Annotated in this window: 17 protein-coding genes; 16 read left to right on the plus strand and 1 reads right to left on the minus strand. The window is 71.1% G+C overall.

Annotated elements, in window-relative coordinates; genetic code table 11:
• The first annotated feature begins 85 nt into the window (after positions 1 to 85).
• The 5 genes from MM440_RS09550 (at position 86) to MM440_RS09570 (ending at position 6,980) form a co-directional block, all read left to right on the plus strand.
• The gene (locus tag MM440_RS09550) at positions 86 to 1,834 is read left to right on the plus strand and encodes a glycerol-3-phosphate dehydrogenase/oxidase (RefSeq protein ID WP_241444229.1); all 1,749 of its coding nucleotides are present in this window, start codon (positions 86 to 88) and stop codon (positions 1,832 to 1,834) included.
• Between the two features lie 161 nt (positions 1,835 to 1,995).
• Complete coding sequence (locus tag MM440_RS09555; protein ID WP_241444075.1) at positions 1,996 to 2,784, plus strand: MIP/aquaporin family protein; 789 nt, start codon at positions 1,996 to 1,998, stop codon at positions 2,782 to 2,784.
• A gap of 114 nt (positions 2,785 to 2,898) precedes the next feature.
• Positions 2,899 to 4,431, plus strand: coding sequence for a glycerol kinase GlpK (glpK, locus tag MM440_RS09560; RefSeq protein ID WP_241444076.1), 1,533 nt, complete (start codon positions 2,899 to 2,901; stop codon positions 4,429 to 4,431).
• Positions 4,432 to 4,711: 280 nt separating this feature from the next.
• Complete coding sequence (locus MM440_RS09565) at positions 4,712 to 5,215, plus strand: PH domain-containing protein (RefSeq protein ID WP_241444077.1); 504 nt, start codon at positions 4,712 to 4,714, stop codon at positions 5,213 to 5,215.
• A gap of 277 nt (positions 5,216 to 5,492) precedes the next feature.
• Complete coding sequence (locus MM440_RS09570) at positions 5,493 to 6,980, plus strand: PH domain-containing protein (protein WP_338155636.1); 1,488 nt, start codon at positions 5,493 to 5,495, stop codon at positions 6,978 to 6,980.
• On the opposite strand, the gene MM440_RS09575 is transcribed toward MM440_RS09570, so the two are convergent.
• On the minus strand, positions 6,964 to 8,523 hold the full coding sequence (locus MM440_RS09575) for a dolichyl-phosphate-mannose--protein mannosyltransferase (RefSeq protein ID WP_241444079.1): 1,560 nt from the start codon (positions 8,521 to 8,523) through the stop codon (positions 6,964 to 6,966). The two genes, MM440_RS09570 and MM440_RS09575, sit on opposite strands and share 17 nt — an antisense overlap.
• Before the next feature lie 32 nt (positions 8,524 to 8,555).
• Between MM440_RS09575 and MM440_RS09580 the strand changes: the two genes are divergently transcribed.
• The 11 genes from MM440_RS09580 to MM440_RS09635 all read left to right on the plus strand — a co-directional run bounded on the left by MM440_RS09580 (position 8,556) and on the right by MM440_RS09635 (position 22,349).
• The gene (locus MM440_RS09580) at positions 8,556 to 9,491 is read left to right on the plus strand and encodes a cation diffusion facilitator family transporter (RefSeq protein ID WP_241444080.1); all 936 of its coding nucleotides are present in this window, start codon (positions 8,556 to 8,558) and stop codon (positions 9,489 to 9,491) included.
• Positions 9,488 to 10,339, plus strand: a complete 852-nt coding sequence (rsmI, locus tag MM440_RS09585) for a 16S rRNA (cytidine(1402)-2'-O)-methyltransferase (RefSeq protein WP_241444081.1) — start codon at positions 9,488 to 9,490, stop codon at positions 10,337 to 10,339. Before MM440_RS09580 ends, rsmI begins: the two co-directional genes overlap by 4 nt.
• 131 nt (positions 10,340 to 10,470) lie before the next feature.
• Complete coding sequence (locus MM440_RS09590) at positions 10,471 to 11,217, plus strand: succinate dehydrogenase cytochrome b subunit (RefSeq protein ID WP_277626525.1); 747 nt, start codon at positions 10,471 to 10,473, stop codon at positions 11,215 to 11,217.
• A gap of 15 nt (positions 11,218 to 11,232) precedes the next feature.
• Complete coding sequence (locus MM440_RS09595) at positions 11,233 to 13,230, plus strand: fumarate reductase/succinate dehydrogenase flavoprotein subunit (RefSeq protein ID WP_241444082.1); 1,998 nt, start codon at positions 11,233 to 11,235, stop codon at positions 13,228 to 13,230.
• On the plus strand, positions 13,227 to 13,973 hold the full coding sequence (locus tag MM440_RS09600) for a succinate dehydrogenase/fumarate reductase iron-sulfur subunit (protein WP_241444083.1): 747 nt from the start codon (positions 13,227 to 13,229) through the stop codon (positions 13,971 to 13,973). Before MM440_RS09595 ends, MM440_RS09600 begins: the two co-directional genes overlap by 4 nt.
• A gap of 130 nt (positions 13,974 to 14,103) precedes the next feature.
• The gene (gene metG / locus MM440_RS09605; protein WP_241444084.1) at positions 14,104 to 15,960 is read left to right on the plus strand and encodes a methionine--tRNA ligase; all 1,857 of its coding nucleotides are present in this window, start codon (positions 14,104 to 14,106) and stop codon (positions 15,958 to 15,960) included.
• Positions 15,957 to 16,820, plus strand: coding sequence for a TatD family hydrolase (locus MM440_RS09610; RefSeq protein ID WP_241444085.1), 864 nt, complete (start codon positions 15,957 to 15,959; stop codon positions 16,818 to 16,820). The genes metG and MM440_RS09610 overlap by 4 nt, the downstream gene beginning before the upstream one ends.
• Before the next feature lie 463 nt (positions 16,821 to 17,283).
• Entirely contained in the window at positions 17,284 to 18,429 is a 1,146-nt protein-coding gene (locus tag MM440_RS16990) for a resuscitation-promoting factor (RefSeq protein WP_284284647.1), read from the plus strand.
• A gap of 173 nt (positions 18,430 to 18,602) precedes the next feature.
• Complete coding sequence (rsmA, locus tag MM440_RS09625) at positions 18,603 to 19,493, plus strand: 16S rRNA (adenine(1518)-N(6)/adenine(1519)-N(6))-dimethyltransferase RsmA (RefSeq protein ID WP_241444086.1); 891 nt, start codon at positions 18,603 to 18,605, stop codon at positions 19,491 to 19,493.
• 13 nt (positions 19,494 to 19,506) lie between these two features.
• Positions 19,507 to 20,454: a 4-(cytidine 5'-diphospho)-2-C-methyl-D-erythritol kinase gene (locus tag MM440_RS09630; RefSeq protein ID WP_241444087.1), complete on the plus strand. Its 948-nt coding sequence runs from the start codon at positions 19,507 to 19,509 to the stop codon at positions 20,452 to 20,454.
• Positions 20,454 to 22,349, plus strand: a complete 1,896-nt coding sequence (locus MM440_RS09635) for an ABC-F family ATP-binding cassette domain-containing protein (RefSeq protein ID WP_241444088.1) — start codon at positions 20,454 to 20,456, stop codon at positions 22,347 to 22,349. The genes MM440_RS09630 and MM440_RS09635 overlap by 1 nt, the downstream gene beginning before the upstream one ends.
• Positions 22,350 to 22,386: the final 37 nt, after the last annotated feature.

Raw genomic sequence — 22,386 nt, forward strand, 5'->3', positions numbered from 1 at the left:
ACGTGCAGAAGTGGTCTGATGGAGGAAGAGGTCGGCGCCCCGGGCGCCGCACCGGAGCCGATGACGACGAGGAGCGACGACGATGATGATGACCCAGTCGATGAATGCGCAGAGCCGGCGCGAGGCGCTGGACGCGATGGCCGAGGAGCGGCTCGACGTCCTGGTGATCGGCGGCGGTGTCACCGGCGCGGGCATCGGGCTCGACGCCGTCACGCGCGGCCTGCGGGTCGGCGTCGTCGAGGCCCAGGACTGGGCGAGCGGCACCTCCAGCCGCTCCTCCAAGCTCGTCCACGGCGGCCTGCGCTACCTGCAGCAGTTCGACTTCAAGCTGGTCTTCGAGGCCCTGCACGAGCGCGAGCACCTGCTCGACACGCTCGCCCCGCACCTCGTGCGCCCCGTGTCCTTCCTCTACCCGTTGCACACCAAGTACGTCGAGCGTCCCTACGTGACAGCGGGCGTCGGGCTCTACGACACCCTCGCCCGGCTCGGCTCCCGCCGGGGCGCCTCGATGCCCTTCCACAAGCACTACACCGCCCAGGGCGTGCTCGAGGAGTTCCCGTCGGCCAAGGCCGACAGCATGGTCGGCGCCGTGAAGTACTGGGACGCAACGGTCGACGACGCCCGACTGGTGCTCGCGCTCATCCGCACGACCGTGCAGCTCGGTGGCTATGCCGCCAACCGCACGCGCGTCGACGAGCTGACCAAGGACGCCGACGGCCGGGTCAACGGCGCCGTCGTCACCGACCTCGAGACGGGCGAGCAGCGCACCATCAGGGCGGGCGTGGTGATCGCCGCCGCCGGGGTGTGGACCGAGCAGACTCAGGACCTCGCCGACGCCGAGGGCGGGCTGAAGGTGCTGGCCTCCAAGGGGATCCACATCGTCGTGCCGCGCGAGCGCATCAAGGGTGGCACGGGCGTCATCCTGCAGACCGAGAAGTCCGTGCTCTTCATCATCCCGTGGAGCCGCTACTGGATCATCGGCACCACCGACACGCCCTACGAGCAGGACCTCACCCACCCCGTCGCCACCAGCGCCGACATCGACTACGTGCTCGAGCACGCCAACGCGATCCTCGACGAGCCGCTCACCCGCGACGACATCCTCGGCACGTTCGCCGGCCTGCGCCCGCTGCTGCAGCCCGGCACCAAGGGCGACGAGCCCGCGCAGTCCACGAAGGTCTCCCGCGAGCACACCGTCACCGAGGCCGCGCCCGGCCTGGTCACCATCGCCGGCGGCAAGCTGACGACCTACCGCGTGATGGCCGAGGACGCCGTCGACTTCGCGATCGGCGCCGAGCGCGCCAAGGAGCTGCCGTCGCTGACGACCAAGACGCCGCTCATCGGCGCCGTCGGCTACGAGACCTACCAGCGGCGCGCCGACACCATCGCCGAGCAGTTCGGCCTCACCCGCTTCATGGTCGACCACATGCTCCACCGCTACGGCGCCATGCTCCCGCAGCTGCTCAAGATGGTGCAGGAGCGCCCCGACCTCGGCCGCCCTCTCGAGCACGCGCCCGGCTACCTGCGGGCCGAGATCGCCTACGCCTGCACCCACGAGGGCGCGCTGCACCTCGAAGACATCATGGTCACGCGCACCCGCCTCACCTACGAGGTCAAGCGCCACGGCCGCGACGCCGTCCCCGAGATCGCCTCTCTCGCAGCGGAGTACCTCGGCTGGGACGACGCCCGCCGCGAGGCGGAGATCGCCTCCTACGAGGCGCGCTGCGAGGCCGAGGACGAGGCCGCCCGCCAGCTCGACGACGCCTCTGCGGCGGCCGCCCGGGCGCACGCCGCCGACGTCGTCGACGCGGTCCGCGAGGTCCACGCCGGCTGACTCGCCCCCTGGTCGGCGCAGCGCCCACCCCGGCGCTGCGCCACCGCTCGCCGCCGCCCTCAGGCGGCACCGCTCGCCGCCGCCCTCAGGCGGCACACCCCATGTCCCCGCTCCACGGTCTCGGTTGCCCCCAGGCCTTCGGCTCGATGAGGAGTCCCTCCATGTCCCATGCTCTTGCGCTCCCTGCTGCCCTCCTGCTGCCGCAGGCCCCGGCGGCCCCACCCGTCGCCCTCAGCACGCTCTTCGCGTCCGAGGTGCTGGGCACCGCCGTGCTCGTCCTGCTCGGCGCCGGCGTCGTGGCCAACGCGATCCTCCCGGCCGCGAAGGGCGCGGGCGGCGGTCCCGTGATGATCCACTGGGGCTGGGGGATCGGCGTTTTCGCCGGCGTCTACGTCGCGTATCGCTCTGGCGCACACCTGAATCCGGCAGTAACGCTCGGCCTGTGGGCCAACGGCGCCACGGAGTACGCCCCGGGCATCCCGGTCACCGTCACGACCACGGCGGTCTACCTCGCGGCCGAGCTGCTGGGCGCCTTCCTCGGTGCCGTGCTGGCCTGGCTCGCCTACAAGAAGCAGTTCGACCAGGACGCCGACCCGGCGCTCAAGCTCGGCGTCTTCTCCACCGACCCAGAGGTGCCGAGCCGGGTGTGGAACGTCGTGACCGAGCTGATCGGGACCTTCGTCCTGGTCTTCGTGATCCTGTTGTTCGCGAAGACCCCGTCCGGGCTCGGGCCGTTCGCCGTCGCGCTGCTCGTGGTCGGCATCGGCGCCAGCCTCGGCGGTCCGACCGGCTACGCCATCAACCCCGCCCGCGACCTCGGCCCCCGCATCGCCCACGCCCTGCTCCCGATCCCCGGCAAGGGCAGCAGCAACTGGGGCTACGCGTGGGTGCCCGTCGTCGGACCGCTGCTCGGCGGCGTCCTCGCCGGGCTTGTGGCTCAGGTCTTCTGACCCCGACGACCAGCGACCACCACCCCACCAGCACGCACCCGACCACCGACCCACCCGACACCACAGCCGCCGACGTGGCAGGCTGACCACACCACGATGATGTGAGGAGTTCTCATGAGCGACGCGAAGTACGTCATGGCGATCGACCAGGGCACCACCAGCACCCGGGCGATCATCTTCGACCACGACGGCCAGGTCGTCACCGTCGGACAGTTCGAGCACGAGCAGATCTTCCCGCGGGCCGGGTGGGTCGAGCACGACCCCAACGAGATCTGGGCCAACACGCGCCGGGCGGTCGCCCACGCGCTCGCCATGTCCGACGACCTCACGGGCGACGACATCGCCGCGGTCGGCATCACCAACCAGCGCGAGACGGCGGTGGTGTGGGACAAGACCACCGGCCGGCCGGTCTACAACGCGATCGTGTGGCAGGACACCCGCACCCAGAAGATCTGCGACGAGCTCGCCGGCGACGAGGGCGTCAACCGCTACAAGGACATCTGCGGCCTGCCGCTGGCCACCTACTTCGCCGGGCCCAAGGTCACCTGGATCCTCGACAACGTCGAGGGCGCCCGTGAGAAGGCCGAGCGCGGCGACCTGCTCCTCGGCACCACCGACAGCTGGGTGCTGTGGCACATGACCGGCGGCGTCAACGGCGGAATCCACGTCACCGACGTCACCAACGCCTCCCGCACCATGCTCATGGACCTCGAGAAGCTCACCTGGGACGAGGGCATCTGTGCCGACATGCGCATCCCGATGTCGATGCTGCCCGAGATCCGTTCCAGCGCAGAGGTCTACGGCGAAGGGCGGCGTCAGGGCTTCCTCTCGGGCGTGCCGATCGCGGGCATCCTCGGCGACCAGCAGGCCGCGACCTTCGGTCAGGCGTGCTTCGAGCGCGGCATGGCCAAGAACACCTACGGCACCGGCAACTTCATGCTGATGAACACCGGCACCGAGATCGTCCGCTCGCAGAACGGCCTGCTGACGACGGTCTGCTACAAGATCGGTGACGCCGACACGGTCTACGCGCTGGAGGGCTCGATCGCCGTCAGCGGCTCGCTGATCCAGTGGCTGCGCGACAACCTCGGGCTGATCTCGAGCGCGGCCGAGGTCGAGGAGCTGGCGAGGTCCGTCGACGACAACGGCGGCGCCTACTTCGTGCCGGCGTTCTCCGGGCTGTTCGCGCCCTACTGGCGGCAGGACGCGCGCGGCGCACTGGTCGGCCTCACCCGCTTCGTCAACAAGGGGCACATCGCGCGAGCTGCGTTGGAGTCCACCGCCTTTCAGAGCCGCGAGGTCGTCGAGGCGATGCTCGCCGACGCCAAGAACGAGGACATCGAGCTCACCGAGCTCAAGGTCGACGGCGGCATGACCGCCAACGACACGCTGATGCAGTTCCAGGCCGACCAGCTCGGCGTCCCCGTCATCCGCCCCAAGGTCGCCGAGACCACGGCCCTCGGCGCGGCCTACGCCGCCGGCATCGCGGTCGGGTTCTGGGACGGCGAGCGGGACGTCATCGCCAACTGGGCCGAGGACAAGCGGTGGGAGCCGCAGATGGACGAGGAGGAGCGCGAGCGCACCTTCCGGCTGTGGAAGAAGGCCGTCACCAAGACCTTCGACTGGGTCGACGACGACGTCGTGTAGAGCGTCTGGCCCTGGGCCGGGGTAGGGCACCGCCTGCCGGCTGGCCGAGACAGTGGTTGGCGACCGAGATGGTGGTTGGTGACGACCGGGCTGCCGAGATGGTGGTTGGCCACCGAGATGGCTGTTGTACCAGCCGTCTGGGTGGCGAAGTGCCGTGTCGGTGTGGGATCGGTGGCGAAGTGCCGTGTCGGTGCGCAACAGCCGTCTCGGCGCGGCGTCGTCGGCCGACGTCGTGTAGAGCGACGGGAGCGCGCCGGGAGGGGGATGAGAGGGTAGGGCCATGAGCGAGGTCATCACTGCTGTCGCGCTGCGCGAGCCGGCCCACCGGGTCAGCCCCCGCGCCAAGGTCGTCTGGATCATCCACGCGATCCTGGGGGCGATCTTCCCGCTGGCCGGGCTGGGCGTGTGGATGTGGTTCGACGAGGCGCGGCGCAGCGCCCAGCTCTGGCTCCTCGCGGTCCTGCTGGTGTGGCTGCTGCTCGATCTCACGGTGATGCCCTGGTGGCGCTACCGCGTGCACCGGTGGGAGTACAACGACGTCGCGGTCTACACCCGCTCGGGCTGGGTCAGTCAGGAGCGTCGGGTCGCGCCCGTGTCCCGCGTCCAGACCGTAGACCTCCAGCGTGGCCCCATCCAGCAGGCCCTGGGCCTCGCGACCGTCACGGTCACCACCGCGTCGGCGGCCGGCGCGGTCGAGATCGAGCAGCTGGACCTCGCCACGGCCGAGCAGATCGTCGCCGACCTCACCTCGGTCACGGCCCGCACCCCGGGGGACGCCACGTGAGCAGCAGCGCCGAGACACCCCAGCCCCCGGACGGGCACGCACCGGACCAGCCATCCGAGGCGCAGACAGCCGAGGCGCAAGCATCCGTCCCACCAGCACCCGCCCCGCCCGAGGCGTCCGAGGTCGAGTGGCAGCGGCTGTCGCCGAAGATGCTGCTCATCCACCCGGTGCAGGGCCTGAAGGAGCTGCTGCCGGCGCTGATCCCCGCACTCATCGTCGGCAACAGCTCGGGGACTCCCGACGTGAGCTGTGGAACGCCGCGATCGGCGCCATCGTCGTGGCGTTCGCGGCGCTGCGATGGTTCACCACGCGCTACCGCGTGACGCCGACCCAGGTGCAGCTGAAGACGGGGGTCTTCGCTCGGCAGACGCACACGACTCCGCTCGACCGGGTGCGCACGGTGGACGTCACGGCCCCGGTGATCCACCGCCTCCTCGGCCTCGTGCGCCTCGAGATCGGGACCGGCACGCACGGCAAGGGGTTGCAGCTCGACGGGCTGACCTCCGGTGAGGCGGAGGCGCTCCGGGTGGCGCTGCTCCACCGACGTCGAGCCGCCACGGCTAACACGGCCGCTGCGGCACCGACCGATCCGCAGCACGACCAGGCCGACCCAGCAAGCGGGCTCTACGCGGACGCGCCCACCGACCAGCACCCAGTCCACCCGGGCGACGCGCACCACCTCGACCCCCAACACCTCGACCTCGACCTCGACCCATCGCCAGAACCCGAGGTCGAGCTCGCGCGGTTCGACCCGGCCTGGGTGCGGTACGCACCGTTCACGACCAGCGGGCTGCTGACGGGCCTGGCGATCTTCGGTTTCGCCCAGCCGTTCCTCAACCGGTCGGGCCTCGCGGTCTGGCAGTGGGCCGAGGACGTCGCGGAGCACACGGCGGTGCTGGTCATCGTGGCGGTGGCGCTGGTCGTCGTGCTGGTCGTGCTGGCGGTGCTCGCGATGATCACGTACGTCCTCAACTACTGGGGGCTGCGGGTCGTGCGGCACGGTGCGGGCACGATCCGGGTGACGCGCGGGCTGCTGACCACGAGGGCCACCACCATCGAGGAGGCGCGGCTGCGCGGCGTGACGATGGGGGAGGCCGTGCTGGTGCGCGCCCTCGGCGGCGCCAGCCTGGACGCCGTGTCGACCGGGCTCAAGGGCGAGGGCGGCGGCTCCACCCTGCTCCCGCCAGCCGATCGCGCGGTGGTGGCGCGGCTCGCCGACGACGTCCTCGGCACGGCCGCACCGCTCGGCACACCGCTCGTCCAGCACGGCCCGCGCGCGCTGCGGCGGCGCTGGACCCGGGCTCTGCTCGCGGGTGCGGTCGTCCTCGCGCCGTTCCTCGTGGCAGTGCTGCTCTGGGGCTGGCCGTGGTGGCTGCTCGTGCCGGCGGCGATCCCGCTGCTGGCGTCGGTGTGGCTGGCGCCGGCGCGCTACGCCGCGCTCGGGCACGCGCTGGTGGACGACGAGCTGGTCACCCGGGCCGGTGCGCTGCAGCGCAACACGACCGTGCTCGAGACCCGCGGGATCATCGGCTGGACGGTGCAGCAGTCGTTCTTCCAGCGTCGGGCCGGGCTCGCGACCCTGGCGGCGACCACCGCAGCCGGCGACGGGGTCTACCTCGTGACGGACGTGCCCGTCGAGCAGGCGTGGGGGATCGCGCTCGCCGGCACGCCGGAGGCGATCGAGCCGTTCCTCGCCGCCTCGCCGCGCAGCGGACCGCAGGACCCCGGGCAGCTCGACGGCAGATCGGTCAGATCCACGAGTTGAACCACATCCGGTAGGTCCACTCGACGTACGGGATCACCTGCGCCGACCACACCGGCAAGAAGAAGAAGAACACGACGACGTGCAGGGCCACGAACGCCCCCACGACCGTCAGCCCGACCCGGCGCCGGTGCGCCGACGCGGACGGTCGGCCGATGATCATCCCCAGCACGTAGGTCGCGGCCAGCACGAGGTAGGGCAGGAACACGATCGCGTAGAACGTGAAGATCGTGCGGTCCTGGTAGGCGAACCACGGCAGGTAGCCCGCGGCGACCCCGAGCAGGATCGCCCCGGCCCGCCAGTCGCGCCGCAGCGCCCACGCGACGAGGAGCACCACGAGGGCGCCGGTGGCGAACCACCACAGCGTCGGCGAGCCGAGCGAGGTGATCGCGCGGGCGCACGAGTCGACGGTGCAGCCCTGCTCGCCCCGCTTGGGCGCCTCCCAGAAGAACGAGGTCGGCCGGCCCTGCACCAGCCAGCTCCACGGGTTCGACATGTAGTCGTGCTTGGAGGTGATGCCGCGCGCCGAGTTGTACATCTCGACGTGGTGGTGCCACAGCGAGCGCAGCGCGTCCGGCACCCACCCCCAGTCGGGGGCGGCGGCGTGGCTGTCGGCCCAGTTGCGGTCGTAGCCGTTGGAGCTGCGGAACCAGCCCGTCCAGGTCGCGAGGTAGACCCCGACGACCACCACGGACATCCAGATCGCCGTAGGGATGGCGTCGCGCACGAGGGTGGTGAGCACGGGTCGTCGCTCGCCGATCGCGCGGCGCGCCCCGAGGTCCCAGAGGATCGTCAGCACCCCGAAGGCGGCGAAGTAGAACCCGCCCGACCACTTCGTGCCGATCGCCAGGGCCAGCGCGACCGCCGCGACCAGCCGCCACGGCCGCCAACCCATCGAGACGCCGAGCCGTCCCGCGTTCTGCGCGTCCTGCGCGGCCAGGCGACGGGCCAGGCGCGCGCGGGTGCGGTCACGGTCTACGACCAGGGCGCAGAAGGCGGCGAACGTCCAGAACATCACGCCCATGTCCAGCAGCGAGGTGCGCGACTGCACGAAGTGGTGTCCCTCGAAGGCGAGCAGCACCGCGGCCACCGCCCCGAGCAGGGTGGAGCCGAACAGGCGGCGGGCGACGAAGCCCATCAGCAGGATGGAGAGCGTGCCCATCACGGCCACGCTGAAGCGCCACCCGAACGACTGGTCGATCCCGAAGGTCTGCTCGCCGAGCGCGATGACCCACTTGCCGAACGGCGGGTGGACGACGAACGACCCCTGGTCGGTGAAGATGTCCGTGTGCCCGGTGGTGAAGAGCTCGTTGACCTTCTTCTCGATCGCGGGCTTCACCGTCAGCTCGACGCCGGATCGCCACAGGGCGAGGGCGTCCTTGACGTAGTACGTCTCGTCGAACACGAGTGAGTGCGGGACCCCGAGCCGCCACATCCGCAGGGACCCGCCGATGGCCGCGATGACCGAGAAGATGACCCAGGCACGTCGGGTGTCGGTCGGGCGTCGGCCGAGCAGGCGCTCCTCGAGGTCGGTCACGCGAGCCATCGTAGGGGGCGAACCGGTGACAGACTGGACCCGTGAGCTCACGTGCCAATCTGACCAAGTTCGCCTGGCTGTCCATCGCTGCGGCGCTGGTCACGATCGCGCTGAAGGTCACCGCCTGGCGGATCACCGGGTCGGTCGGTCTGCTCTCCGACGCGGCTGAGTCCCTGGTCAACCTCGCAGCCGCGATCATCGCGCTCTACGCGCTGACGGTGGCGGCGCGCCCCGCCGACCGCAGCCACCAGTTCGGCCACACCAAGGCGGAGTACTTCTCGGCGGCGGCCGAGGGGCAGATGATCTTCGTCGCCGCGATCGTCATCCTCTGGACCTCCGTAGACCGGTTCCTGCACCCCCAGCCGCTGGAGAACGTCGGCATCGGTCTGGTCGTGTCCGTCGGGGCCTCGGTGATCAACGCCGCGGTGGCGTTCGTGCTGCTGCGCGCCGGCCGGGCGCACCGCTCGATGACCCTGGTCGCCGACGGCAAGCACCTGATGACCGACGTGTGGACCTCGGTCGGTGTCGTCGTCGGCGTCCTCGTCGTGGCGCTCACCGGCATCGACCGGCTCGACCCCGTCATCGCCTTCCTGGTCGGCCTCAACATCATCTGGACCGGGTGGAAGCTGCTGGCCGAGTCGTTCTCCGGGCTGATGGACGGCTCGCTGCCGGCGGCCGAGAACGCCCAGATCGCCGCCGTCCTCGAGCGCTTCGTCACCGCCGACGTGCACTTCCACGAGCTGCGGACCCGCGAGTCCGGCCACCAGCGCTTCGCCCAGGCGCACCTGCTGGTGCCCGGAGCGTGGTCGGTCACCCAGGCGCACGACCTCGCCGAGGAGGTCGAGGAGGCGCTGCGCGCCGAGGTCGAGGAGCTGCAGGTGATCATCCACGTCGAGCCCCGGGAGGACCCCCGCGCCTACGAGGACCTGCCCGCCGAGGTCCCCGTCTCGCGCATCCCCTTCGACGGCCCCCGATGACGGCGTCCGCCGGCGCGGCTGGTCGAGGCGTGCTCGTGCTCGCCGCCACGCCCATCGGCGACCCGGCCGACGCCTCCCCGCGGCTCGGCGCCGAGCTCGAGGGGGCCGACGTGATCGCTGCCGAGGACACCCGGCGGCTGCACCGGCTCACCACCGCGCTCGGCGTGACCTCTCGCGGACGGGTCGTCAGCTATCACGAGCACAACGAGGCCTCCCGCACCCCTGAGCTGCTCGAGCGCCTGGTCGCGGGGGACCGGGTCGTGGTGGCCACGGATGCCGGCATGCCCTCGGTCTCCGACCCCGGCTACCGCCTGGTCACCGCAGCGGTCGACGCCGGCGTGCGGGTCACCTGCGTGCCCGGTCCGTCGGCCGTGCTCATGGCGCTCGCGGTCTCGGGGCTGCCGGTCGACCGGTTCTGCTTCGAGGGCTTCCTGCCCCGCAAGGCCGGCGAGCGAGCCCGGGCGCTCGCGGCCCTGGCGGACGAACGGCGCACGATGGTCTTCTTCGAGGCGCCGCACCGGGTCGACGACACCCTCGCCGCCATGGCCGAGGCCTTCGGCGTAGACCGTCCCGCCGCCTGCTGCCGCGAGCTCACCAAGACCTACGAAGAGGTGGTCCGCGGCACCCTCGCGGACCTGGTCGAGTGGTCGGCCGGCGAGGTCCGTGGCGAGATCACCCTGGTCGTCGCCGGCGCCCAGCCGGTCGCCGCCGACCCCGAGGCGGCGATCGACCAGGTGATCGCCCGGGTCGACGCGGGCGAGCGGCTCAAGGACGCGTGCGCCGCGGTCGCCGCAGCCACCGGCCTGCCCAAGCGGGAGCTCTACGACGGGGCGCTGCGGCGCCGCTAGCCCGCGCGCGCCGGCGGCGGTCAGAATGTGAGGTTGGTCACCTGACGGCCGCGCGGGAACCCCTGGACGGACATTTTCGTCCGTAGGGCGCGCCCTGCGTCGGCGAGTGTCAGAGGCACGCGGTAGGTTGCATGCGTGGCTACTTCGACTGTTTCCGCGAGGAGATCAGCACGAACGGCACGACCCTGGCCTACAAGTACTCGATGGCGCTGGCCGGTCTGCTGTTCGTGTTCTACGTCCTCATGCACATGTACGGCAACCTCAAGATCCTGTGGGGCGCGGAGGCCTTCAACGGCTATGCGCACCACCTGCGGATCCTCGGCGAGCCGATCCTTCCCTACGAGGGCTTCCTGTGGCTGTTCCGGCTGCTGCTGCTCGCTGCCCTCTTCGTGCACGTCGGCCTGGCGCTGCCGCTGTGGTCCCGGGCCAACAAGGCGCGCTCGACCCGCTACGTCGTCAAGCGCACGGTCCGTGCCACGTTCGCGTCGAAGATGATGCGCTGGGGCGGCGTCGCCCTGCTGGCGTTCATCGTCTTCCACCTGCTGCAGTTCACGATCCTGAAGTTCAACGTGGGCAGCGGGCAGTTCCCCGACACGGTCGTGGACCCGACGACGCACGAGACGATCGCGAACCCCTACCCGCTGGTGGTCTCGTCGTTCCAGGTCTGGTGGGTCGTGCTGATCTATGCACTGGCGATGTTCGCCCTCGCCATGCACCTGCGCCACGGCGTCTGGAGCGCCGGGCAGACGCTCGGCCTGACCGGCACGCCGGCCAAGGCCCGCGCGTGGAACCTCGCCGGCATCGCCATCGCCGCCATCGTCAGCATCGGTTTCATCGTGCCGCCGCTCGCGATCCTCTTCGGCCTGGTCGGGAAGTAAGGAATACGGAATCCCATGAGTGACAACCTGATCCACGGGCTCTACCGCGAGGGTGAGCCGATCCAGGACCCGAAGGCCCCGAGCGGTCCCATCGAGACCCGGTGGACCCGCCGCAAGTTCGAGGCCAAACTGGTCAACCCGGCCAACCGCCGCAAGCTGAGCGTCATCATCGTCGGCACCGGCCTTGCCGGTGGCGCTGCTGCCGCCACGCTCGGCGAGGCGGGCTACCACGTGAAGTCCTTCTGCTACCAGGACTCTCCGCGCCGCGCGCACTCGATCGCCGCCCAGGGTGGCATCAACGCCGCGAAGAACTACAAGGAGGACGGCGACTCGGTCTACCGGCTCTTCTACGACACGGTCAAGGGTGGTGACTACCGCTCGCGCGAGTCCAACGTCTACCGCCTGGCCGAGGTGTCGTGCAACATCATCGACCAGTGCGTGGCCCAGGGTGTGCCCTTCGCCCGCGAGTACGGCGGACTGCTCGACAACCGCTCGTTCGGTGGCGTGCAGGTGTCCCGCACGTTCTACGCCCGCGGCCAGACGGGGCAGCAGCTGCTGATCGGCGCCTACCAGGCGCTCGAGCGGCAGGTGGCCTCCGGCGCCGTCGAGATGTTCACCCGGCACGAGATGCTCGAGCTGGTCATGGTCGACGGTCGAGCTCGCGGCATCATCGCCCGCGACATGCTGACCGGTGAGATCGAGACCCACCTCGCCGACGCGGTCGTGCTGGCCTCCGGTGGCTACGGCAACGTGTTCTTCCTGTCGACCAACGCGATGGGCTGCAACGTCACGGCGACCTGGCGGGCCCACCGCAAGGGCGCCCTGTTCGGCAACCCGTGCTACACCCAGATCCACCCGACCTGCATCCCGCAGCACGGTGACAAGCAGTCCAAGCTCACCCTGATGAGCGAGTCGCTGCGCAACGACGGCCGCATCTGGGTGCCCAAGCGCGCCGAGGACTGCGACAAGGACCCGCGCCAGATCCCCGAGGAGGACCGCGACTACTACCTGGAGCGGATCTACCCCTCGTTCGGCAACCTGGTGCCGCGTGACATCGCCTCCCGCCAGGCCAAGAACATGTGCGACGAGGGCCGCGGAGTCGGCCCGGCCATCGCCGAGATGGGCCCGGACGGTGTCGAGCGTCAGGTGCGCCGCGGGGTCTACCTGGACTTCGCCGAGGCCATCGACCGCATGGGTCTGGACACGGTGAAGGCCAAGTACGGCAACCTGTTCGACATGTATCTGCGGATCACGGGTGAGAACCCGTACGAGACGCCGATGCGCATCTACCCGGCCGTGCACTACACGATGGGTGGGCTGTGGGTCGACTACGACCTGTCGTCCAACATCCCCGGCCTGTTCGTGACCGGTGAGGCCAACTTCTCCGACCACGGCGCCAACCGCCTTGGCGCCTCGGCGCTGATGCAGGGCCTGTCGGACGGCTACTTCGTGCTCCCCAACACGATCCGCGACTACCTCGCGAGCGGGCCGTACCCGAAGGTCACCTCCGAGGACCCGGCCGTCGCCGACGCCGAGCGCTCGGTCCGCGACCGGATCAACCACTTCCTCACCTGCAACGGCACCCGCACCGTGGACTCCATCCACAAGGAGCTCGGCGCCATCATGTGGGAGTACTGCGGGATGTCCCGCACCGAGGAGGGGCTGAAGAAGGCGATCGGCCTGATCCGGAACGTCAAGCAGGAGTTCTGGACCAACGTGCGCGTGCTCGGTGGTGCCGACGAGCTCAACCAGAGCCTCGAGAAGGCCGGCCGCGTCGCCGACCTGATCGAGCTCGGCGAGCTGATGTGCATCGACGCGCTGCACCGACGCGAGTCCTGCGGCGGTCACTTCCGCGAGGAGTCCCAGACCGAGGACGGCGAGGCGCTGCGCCACGACGACGAGTACGCCTACGTCGCGGCGTGGGAGTTCGGCGGCGACGACGGTGCGCCGACCCTGCACAAGGAACCCCTGGTCTACGAGTTCATCGAGCTGAAGCAACGGAGTTACAAGTGAGGATCACTCTCAACGTCCACCGCCAGGCAGGCCCCAGCGCGCCGGGTCACATGGAGACCTATCAGCTCGACGACGTCACGCCGGACATGTCCTTCCTGGAGATGCTCGACGTGCTCAACGAGAACCTCCAGGACGACGGTCAGGAGCCGATCGCCTTCGACAGCGACTGTCGCGAGGGCATCTGCGGCACCTGCGGCATGGTCATCAACGGCCAGCCGCACGGTCCGGAGGTCACCACGACCTGCCAGCTGCACATGCGGTCCTTCCGCGACGGCGACACCATCACCGTAGAGCCGTGGCGCGCCGACGCGTTCCCGGTCCTGCGCGACCTGGTCGTCGACCGCACCGCGTTCGACCGCATCATCCAGGCGGGCGGCTTCATCAGCGTCAACACCGGCTCGGCCCCCGAGGCCCACTCGGTGCCGGTGCCGAAGCCGCAGGCCGACCGCGCGTTCGAGGCCGCTACCTGCATCGGGTGCGGCGCCTGCGTCGCGGCTTGCCCCAACGCCGCCGGCATGCTCTTCATGGGAGCGAAGGTCACTCACCTCGGTGAGCTCCCGCAGGGTCAGCCGGAGCGCTGGTCGCGCGTCATCGACATGGTCAAGGCGCACGACGCCGAGGGCTTCGGCGGGTGCACCAACATCGGCGAGTGCGCCGCCGCCTGCCCGAAGGAGATCCCGCTCGACGTGATCTCGCAGCTGAACGCGGACTATCGGAAGGCCCGCTCCAAGGTCAAGGACTGAAGGCACCGCGAGCGCGGAGTCAGTCCGGTAGAGCTCAGACTGACGACAGCCTCGCGATCAACCGAACGGCCGCGGCCGCCCCACCTGGGCGGGCGCGGCCGTCGTGCGTGCGACCACTAGAATCACCAGCATGAGTTCCGCCCCGCGCAAGGTCCTGTCCGCCGTCGCGTGGCCGTATGCCAACGGCCCGCGTCACATCGGTCACGTCGCCGGCTTCGGCGTCCCGTCGGACGTGTTCAGCCGCTACATGCGCATGGCGGGGCACGACGTGCTGATGGTGAGCGGCACCGACGAGCACGGCACGCCGATCCTCGTCGCGGCCGACAAGGCGGGCGTCAGCGCGCGCGAGCTGGCCGACAAGAACAACGCCGTCATCGTCGGTGACCTGGTCGACCTGGGCCTGTCCTACGACCTGTTCACGCGCACCACGACGCTCAACCACTACTCGGTCGTCCAGGAGATGTTCCGGGTCTGCTACGCCAACGGCTACATGATCGAGCAGACCACGCAGGGGGCGATCAGCCCGTCGACGGGGCGCACGCTGCCGGACCGCTACATCGAGGGGACCTGCCCGATCTGTGGCTTCCCCGACGCGCGGGGCGACCAGTGCGACAACTGCGGCAACCAGCTCGACCCGGTCGACCTGATCGACCCGCGGTCCAAGATCAACGGCGAGACGCCGGAATTCATCGAGACCCAGCACCTGCTGCTCGACCTGCCCGCCCTCGCCGACGCGCTGGCCCAGTGGCTCGACGGCCGCGCCGAGACGGGCCTGTGGCGCCCGAACGTCATCAAGTTCAGCCAGAACCTGCTCAAGGACGTGCGCCCGCGCGCCATGACCCGCGACATCGACTGGGGCATCCCGGTACCGATCGACGGCTGGCGCGAGCAGCCGACCAAGCGGCTCTACGTCTGGTTCGACGCCGTCATTGGCTACCTGTCGGCCTCGATCGAGTGGGCCCGCCGGATCGGTGACGAGGACCGCTGGCGCGAGTGGTGGAACGACCCGGCGGCCGTGTCCTACTACTTCCAGGGCAAGGACAACATCACCTTCCACTCCCAGATCTGGCCGGCCGAGCTGCTGGCCTACGGCGGCCAGGGCGCGCTCGGCGGCGAGCCCGGCGCGCTCGGTGAGCTGGACCTGCCCACCGAGGTCGTCGCGAGCGAGTTCATGACCATGGAGGGCAAGCAGTTCTCCTCGAGCCGCGGCGTGGTGATCTACGTCGGCGACATGCTGGCCCGCTACCAGGCCGACGCGCTGCGCTACTTCATCTGCGCCGCCGGCCCGGAGAACCAGGACAGCGACTTCACCTGGGCCGAGTTCGTGCAGCGCACCAACTCCGAGCTGGTCGCCGGGTGGGGCAACCTGGTCAACCGCACGGCCAGCATGATCGCCAAGAGCTTCGGCGAGATCCCGGCCGCGGGCCCGCTCGAGCCGGTCGACGAGGCGGTGCTCGCCACCGTCGCCGAGGGCTTCGACGCGGTCGGTGACCTGATCGCCCACCACCGGCAGAAGGCCGGCATCGGCGAGGCCATGCGGATCGTCGGCGAGGTCAACAAGTACGTCTCCGACACCGAGCCGTTCAAGCTCAAGGGCGAGGACCAGCGCGAGCGCCTCGGCACCGTCCTGCACGTGCTCGCCCAGTGCGTGCTCGACTGCAACACGCTGCTGGCGCCGTTCCTCCCGCACGCCTCCAACCGGGTCTGGACGACCTTCGGCGGGGAGGGCGAGTTCATGCCGATGCCGCGGATCGAGCACGTCACCGACCTCGGCCCGATCACCCAGGTGCCCGCCGACCCGTCCATCGCGGACGACGAGCTGCGGGTCTACCCGATCATCACCGGCGACTACACCCCGACCCCTGCGTGGGAGCGTCGGCCGGTCGCCGTCGGGGCTCCGGTCGCGAAGCCGACGCCCGTGTTCACCAAGCTCGACCCGAGCGTCGTGGACGACGAGATCGCGCGTCTGGCCGGCGAATCCGCATGAGCCGCAAGGCTTCTGGGGCAGGGAGCGGGCACGCCGGTCCGCCGGCGGCGCCGGAGTCGCTGCCCGTCCCGGTCGTCGACAACCACGCCCACCTCGACGTAGCCCGTGACGGCGGCCCCCGTCCGGACGTCGCCGAGGCCCTGCGCGCCGCCGCCGCGGTCGGGGTGGACCGGGTGATCCAGATCGGCTGTGACCTGCCCGCCGCACGCTTCACCGCCGCGGCGGTCGACGAGCACCCGCGCCTGCTCGGCGGGGTCGCCATCCACCCCAACGACGTGCCGCCGCTCGCCGCGGCCGGCCGCCTCGACGACGCCCTCGCCGAGATTGCGGAGCTGGTCGCGCACCCCCGCATCCGGGTCGTGGGGGAGACCGGCCTCGACTACTTCCGCACCGCTCCCGAGCAGCACGCCGTGCAGCAGGACGCCTTCCGCTGGCACATCGACCTGGCCAAGCGCACCGGGCTGGCGCTGCAGATCCACGACCGCGACGCCCACGACGACGTGCTGCGCATCCTCGCCGAGGAGGGCGCGCCCGAGCGCACGGTGCTGCACTGCTTCTCCGGGGACGTGGCGATGGCGCGCGAGTGCGTCGAGCGCGGCTACTACCTGTCCTTCGCCGGCACCGTGACCTTCTCCTCGGCCCACGAGCTGCGCGAGGCGCTGGCCGTCGTGCCGCTGGACCGGGTGCTCGTCGAGACCGATGCGCCCTACCTCACGCCCCACCCCTTCCGCGGCGCCACCAACGCGCCCTACCTCGTCCCCCTTACCGTCCGCCGGATGGCGGCCGTGCTCGGCGTCGACGTGCCCACCCTCTGCCAGGCGATCTCCGCCACCAGCGAGGAGCTCTACGGGCCCTGGTAGCCGGGGGTTACCTACCAGTAGACGGTCCGCGGTTCGCGTCATTTCGACGTGATCTGACCCACAACGCAGGCCGCTGCAGAAATTGTGCTCAGCGGCTACTCTCCGTGGATGCGAATTCAGCCATTTGCCACACAGGTTTCGGCCTGATTTGACCTGTCCTGAGCGTTTTGACAAGGCTGACCGGTTGACCCCGGCGGGGCTGCGCGCGACTCTGGATGAGGCAGCCGGGATTCCCGCGGCAGCCGTGCAGGGTCCGGCCGGGCGAGGCGACGACGCCGCCGGAGGACCCTTGACCCCAGACCCACCGGTCTCAGTCATGAGCTGAGGACACCTGTGCCTGGCCGGGCTTGTGCTCGGCTTCACAAGGACTGACACAGGAGGCTTCGCACGCCGTCCTCGCCAGGGCGGGACCGCCTGGGGGCGCGGCACGCAGGTGACCCGGTACTACGAACCCTGGAGCATCGTGACCTCTCGCACCACCACCCGTGTCCTGCAGACCGTCGTCGCCACCGGCCTCGCCGCCGGCGCCGTGGGCGCTGTCCTCGTGTCGGTCGACAAGGACGTGACCCTCACCGTCGACGGGAAGACCTCCCAGACCTCGGCCTTCGGCGGCACCGTCGGCGACCTGCTGAAGAAGGAGGGCGTCACCGTCGGCGCTCACGACGTCGTCGCCCCGGCGCTCGACACCGAGATCGCCGACGGCCAGGACGTGGTCGTGAAGTACGGCCGCCAGCTCGCGGTCACGGTGGACGGTCAGAAGAAGACCTACTGGACCACCGCCACCACGCTGGACTCCGCGCTGGCTCAGGTCGGTCTGCGGCAGGGCCTCACCGACGCCAAGCTCTCGGCGTCGCGCTCGATGTCGCTCGGCCGTCAGGGCCTCGCCGTCACCGCGGTCACCCCGAAGGACGTCGTCCTCAACGTCGCCGGCAAGCCCGCCAAGATCTCCTCGACCGACGCGACCGTCGCCGACCTGCTCGCCGCGCAGAAGGTCACCCTCGGCGCCCTCGACACCGTCGCCCCCGCCTCGACCACCGCGCTCAAGGACGGCCTCGCCGTCACCGTGAACCGCGTTGCGAAGAAGACGGCCACCGTCACCGAGCCGGTCGCCTTCTCGGTCACCGAGAAGAAGGACGCCTCTCTCGCGCAGGGCACCCGCAAGGTCGTCACCGCCGGCAAGGCGGGCGCCAAGTCGGTGACCTACGTCGAGACCTTCGTCAACGGCAAGAGCACGGCCAAGCAGGCCACCCAGAGCGTCGTCACCACCGCCCCGGTCGCCCAGGTCGTGAGCGTCGGCACCAAGGCCGCCCCCAAGGCCAGCGCCACCACCGCGTCCGCCGGCTCGTCCAGCCGCAACAGCGGGAAGGCCGGCTCGACTGCCAACTCCGGCATGTGGGACCGCATCGCCCAGTGCGAGTCGACCGGCAACTGGAGCATCAACACCGGCAACGGCTACTACGGCGGCCTGCAGTTCGACCTCGGCACCTGGCGTTCCGGTGGCGGCCTGGCCTACGCCTCGCGCCCCGACCTCGCGACCCGCGAGCAGCAGATCGCCGTCGCCAACAACGTCGCGTCCACGCGCGGCACCTCGCCCTGGGCCTGCGCCTGAGCCGAATGAGTCAGTTGAGCTGACGAGCTGAGTCACCGCGACTCGCCGGGCGCAGGAGGGGGCCCGGCGAAGCGCCGCACCACACAGGCCGGACGGACCAGGGGGTCGTCCGGCCTGTGTCGTGCATTTCACCCGCAGACGCCCACCCTGCCCGATCCCCTAGGGTGGAGCCCATGCCCGAGCCCGAGTCCCCGGTCGACAGCGCCGCGACGCTGCTGGGTGCCGCGCGGGTGCGCGAGCTCGCCGACCGGCTCGGGGTGCGTCCGACCAAGAACTGGGGCCAGAACTTCGTCGTCGACGCCAACACGGTGCGCCGCATCGTGCGCCTCGCGCAGGTGGGCCCGGACGACGTGGTCGTGGAGGTCGGGCCGGGCCTCGGGTCGCTGACGCTGGCCCTGCTGCCGGCCGTGCGTCGCGTCGTCGCGGTCGAGGTAGACCCCGTGCTCGCGGGCGCGCTCCCGCAGACGGTGGCCGAGCAGGCCCCGACCCTCGCCGACCGCCTCGAGGTCGTCCACGCCGACGCGCTCGCCGTCCGGGAGCTGCCGGGGCCACCGCCGACGGCCCTCGTGGCCAACCTGCCCTACAACGTGTCGGTGCCCGTCGTCCTGTCCTTCCTCGAGCGCTTCCCGAGCATCGAGCGGGTGCTCGTGATGGTGCAGCTGGAGGTGGCCGAGCGGTTGGCCGCCCAGCCCGGCAGCAAGGTCTACGGCGTGCCGTCGGTGAAGGCGGCCTGGCACGCCGACGTGCGCCTCGCGGGCACCGTCGGGCGACACGTGTTCTGGCCCGCGCCCAACGTCGACTCCGGGCTGGTCGAGCTGGTGCGCCACGAGCCGCCGGTCACCGAGGCCCCCCGCGAGCAGGTGTTCGCCGCGATCGACGCGGCCTTCCTGCAGCGCCGCAAGACCCTGCGCGCCGCGCTGGCGGGGTGGGCCGGCTCCGCCCCGCGCGCCGAGGAGATCCTGCGTCGCGCCGGGGTCGACCCGCAGGCGCGCGGCGAGGCCATCGACGTCGAGGCGTTCGCTCGCATCGCGGACGCGGCATCCCACACGGGCCCCCGAACATGACTAGGTTGGGCACATGTCAGTGTCGATCGTGCAGCAGGTGACTGCTCGGGCCGCGGCCAAGGTCAATCTCGAGCTCGCGGTCGGCCCCCTGCGCCCGGACGGCTACCACGAGCTGTCGACGGTCTTCCAGGCCGTGGGGCTCTACGACGACGTGACCGTGACGGCCGCGGACGAGTTCTCCTGCGTGGTCGAGGGTCGCCAGGCCGACGAGGTGCCGCTCGGCGAGGACAACCTCGTCGTCAAGGCGGCCCGTCGCCTCGCCACCCTGCACGACGTAGACCGTGCCGTCACCATCGCGATCCGCAAGGACATCCCCGTGGCCGGCGGGATGGCCGGCGGCTCGGCCGACGCGGCCGCCACCCTCGTGGCGTGCGACGCCCTCTGGGGCCTCGGGCTCAGCAAGGAGGAGCTGTGCGCGGTCGGGGCCGAGCTGGGCAGCGACGTGCCGTTCTCGATCCTCGGGGGCACGGCGGTGGGCACCGGGCGTGGTGAGAAGCTCGCGCCGGTGCTGGCCCGGGGGACCTACCACTGGGTGTTCGCGTTCAGCGCCGAGGGGCTCTCGACGCCGGCGGTCTTCGCCGAGTGCGACCGCCTGCGCGCCGAGCACCACGGCCCGGGGGCGAGCGATCCCGAGCTCGGCCAGAGCGACGTCGACCTGCTGGCCGCCGTGCGCTCGGGCGACGCCGCGCGGCTCGGCGCGGCACTGCGCAACGACCTCACCGACGCGGCGCTGTCGTTGCAGCCGTCGCTGCGCGAGACGCTCGAGATCGGGCACGAGTGCGGCGCGCTCGGCCAGGTCGTGTCCGGGTCGGGGCCGACGATTGCGTTCCTCGCCTCCGACCACGAGCACGCCCTGGACCTCGCCGTTGCGCTGACCGCCTCCGGGGTCGCCGCCGACGCCCGTCGCGCGCACGGCCCCGTCGCGGGTGCCCGCCTTTTCAGCCCGGCGCGAGACAGCTAGTGGCCAACGTCGTCTCGGTCGAGCGGGTCACCCTCACGCTCGGCACCACGAAGGTCCTCGACGACCTCTCGCTCGGCGTCCTCACCGGCGAGCGCATCGGCATGGTCGGCCGCAACGGTGGCGGCAAGACCTCCCTGCTGCGCGTGCTGGCGCGGGCCGTGCCGGTCGACTCGGGTCGGGTCACCCACCCGAGCGGGCTGACCGTCGGCATGCTCACCCAGCAGGACACCCTCGACCCCGCCGCGACTGTCCGCGAGGCCGTCCTCGGCGACCGCGCCGAGCACGAGTGGGCCGGTGACGCCCGGATCCGCGACGTCGTCGACGGGCTGCTCGGCGGCCTCGACGCGGGAGCGGTCGGCGGCTGGGAGAGCGTCGTCGGTCCGATGTCCGGCGGCGAGCGGCGCCGGCTCGCCCTCGCCCGGCTGCTCGTCGACGACCCCGACCTGCTGCTGCTGGACGAGCCCACCAACCACCTCGACGTCGAGGGCGTGGCCTGGCTCGCCGACCACCTCACCCGCCGGCGCACCCGACCCGACAGCGCGCTCGTCACGATCACCCACGACCGCTGGTTCCTCGACGCTGTCGCCACGACCACCTGGGAGGTCCAGGGCGGGCAGGTCAACGCGTTCGACGGGGGCTACGCCGCCTACGTGCTCGCCAAGGCCGAGCGCGCGCGGATCGCGGCGGTCACCGAGGAGCGGCGCAACAACCTGCTGCGCAAGGAGCTCGCCTGGCTGCGTCGCGGCCCGCCCGCGCGCACGTCCAAGCCGCGCTTTCGGATCGACGCGGCCAACGCGCTCATCGAGGAGGAGCCGCCCGCGCGCGACGACGTCGAGCTGATGCGCTTCGCCACGACTCGGCTCGGCAAGGACGTCATCGATCTCGAGCGCGCCTCGCTCACCCTCGGCGTCGCCTCGGACACGCCTCGCGAGATCCTGCGTGATGTCACCTGGCGGCTCGCCCCGGGTGACCGGATCGGCATCGTGGGCGTCAACGGCGCCGGGAAGTCCACGCTGCTGCGGGCCATCGCGGGCGAGCTGACCCTCGTCGGCGGGCGGCGCAAGGTCGGCAAGACCGTGCGGCTGGCGTTCCTCAGCCAGGAGGTGCGCGAGCTCGAGCAGCTCGCCGGCCGTCGCGTCATCGAGGCGCTCGAGGACGTCCGGCAGTTCACCCAGCTCGGCGGCAAGGAGATCAGCGCCTCTCAGCTCGCGCAGCGGCTCGGCTTCACCGGAGCCCGTCAGCAGACGCTGGTCGGGTCGCTCTCCGGTGGTGAGCGCCGTCGGCTCCAGCTGGTCCGGCTGCTGCTCGACGAGCCCAATGTGCTGCTGCTCGACGAGCCCACCAACGACCTCGACATCGAGACCCTCACCTCCCTCGAGGACGTCCTCGACGGCTGGGCCGGCACGCTGCTCGTCGTCTCGCACGACCGCTACCTGCTTGAGCGCATGTGCGACCGGCAGGTGGCCCTTCTCGGTGACGGCGCGATCCGCGACCTGCCCGGCGGTGTCGAGCAGTACCTCGCCCTGTGGTCCGAGCAGCAGGCGTCCCGCGCGAGCGGCGGTGTTGCCGGTAGTGCCCGCGGGGGTTCTACGGGTGGGTCGGGCGGTGCGTCCGGCGCGACGTCCGCTGCCGGCTCCGCGGCTCCCGGCTCCGGTGCGGCCTCCGCAGCCGGGCCGACGTCCGCGCAGGTCCGCGAGGCCCGCAAGGAGGTAGCCCGGATCGACCGGGCGCTGGCCCGCCTCGCCACGCGCGAGGAGACCGTGCACCGACAGATGGCCGAGCATGCCACCGATCACCAGGCGGTCCTGGAGCTCAATCGCGAGCTGCGCGAGATCGTCGACGAGCGCGAGACGCTCGAGCTGGCCTGGCTGGAAGCGGCCGAGGTCGCCGGCTGATCGAGCGCCAGGGCCGCGCGCCGGGTCGGCACAACCC

Origin of the sequence: Arsenicicoccus piscis, assembly GCF_022568835.1 — a bacterium.
In the GTDB taxonomy this organism is placed as follows: Bacteria; Actinomycetota; Actinomycetes; order Actinomycetales; family Dermatophilaceae; genus Arsenicicoccus; species Arsenicicoccus piscis.

Excerpts from the sequence above, each read along its gene's own strand:
- MM440_RS09550 (WP_241444229.1), top strand. The coding sequence starts at position 86 with ATGATGACCCAGTCGATGAATGCGCAGAGCCGGCGCGAGGCGCTGGAC.
- MM440_RS09555 (WP_241444075.1), top strand. The coding sequence starts at position 1,996 with ATGTCCCATGCTCTTGCGCTCCCTGCTGCCCTCCTGCTGCCGCAGGCC.
- glpK (WP_241444076.1), top strand. The coding sequence starts at position 2,899 with ATGAGCGACGCGAAGTACGTCATGGCGATCGACCAGGGCACCACCAGC.
- MM440_RS09565 (WP_241444077.1), top strand. The coding sequence starts at position 4,712 with ATGAGCGAGGTCATCACTGCTGTCGCGCTGCGCGAGCCGGCCCACCGG.
- MM440_RS09575 (WP_241444079.1), bottom strand. The coding sequence starts at position 8,523 with ATGGCTCGCGTGACCGACCTCGAGGAGCGCCTGCTCGGCCGACGCCCG.
- rsmI (WP_241444081.1), top strand. The coding sequence starts at position 9,488 with ATGACGGCGTCCGCCGGCGCGGCTGGTCGAGGCGTGCTCGTGCTCGCC.
- MM440_RS09590 (WP_277626525.1), top strand. The coding sequence starts at position 10,471 with ATGCGTGGCTACTTCGACTGTTTCCGCGAGGAGATCAGCACGAACGGC.
- MM440_RS09595 (WP_241444082.1), top strand. The coding sequence starts at position 11,233 with ATGAGTGACAACCTGATCCACGGGCTCTACCGCGAGGGTGAGCCGATC.
- metG (WP_241444084.1), top strand. The coding sequence starts at position 14,104 with ATGAGTTCCGCCCCGCGCAAGGTCCTGTCCGCCGTCGCGTGGCCGTAT.
- MM440_RS09610 (WP_241444085.1), top strand. The coding sequence starts at position 15,957 with ATGAGCCGCAAGGCTTCTGGGGCAGGGAGCGGGCACGCCGGTCCGCCG.
- rsmA (WP_241444086.1), top strand. The coding sequence starts at position 18,603 with ATGCCCGAGCCCGAGTCCCCGGTCGACAGCGCCGCGACGCTGCTGGGT.
- MM440_RS09630 (WP_241444087.1), top strand. The coding sequence starts at position 19,507 with ATGTCAGTGTCGATCGTGCAGCAGGTGACTGCTCGGGCCGCGGCCAAG.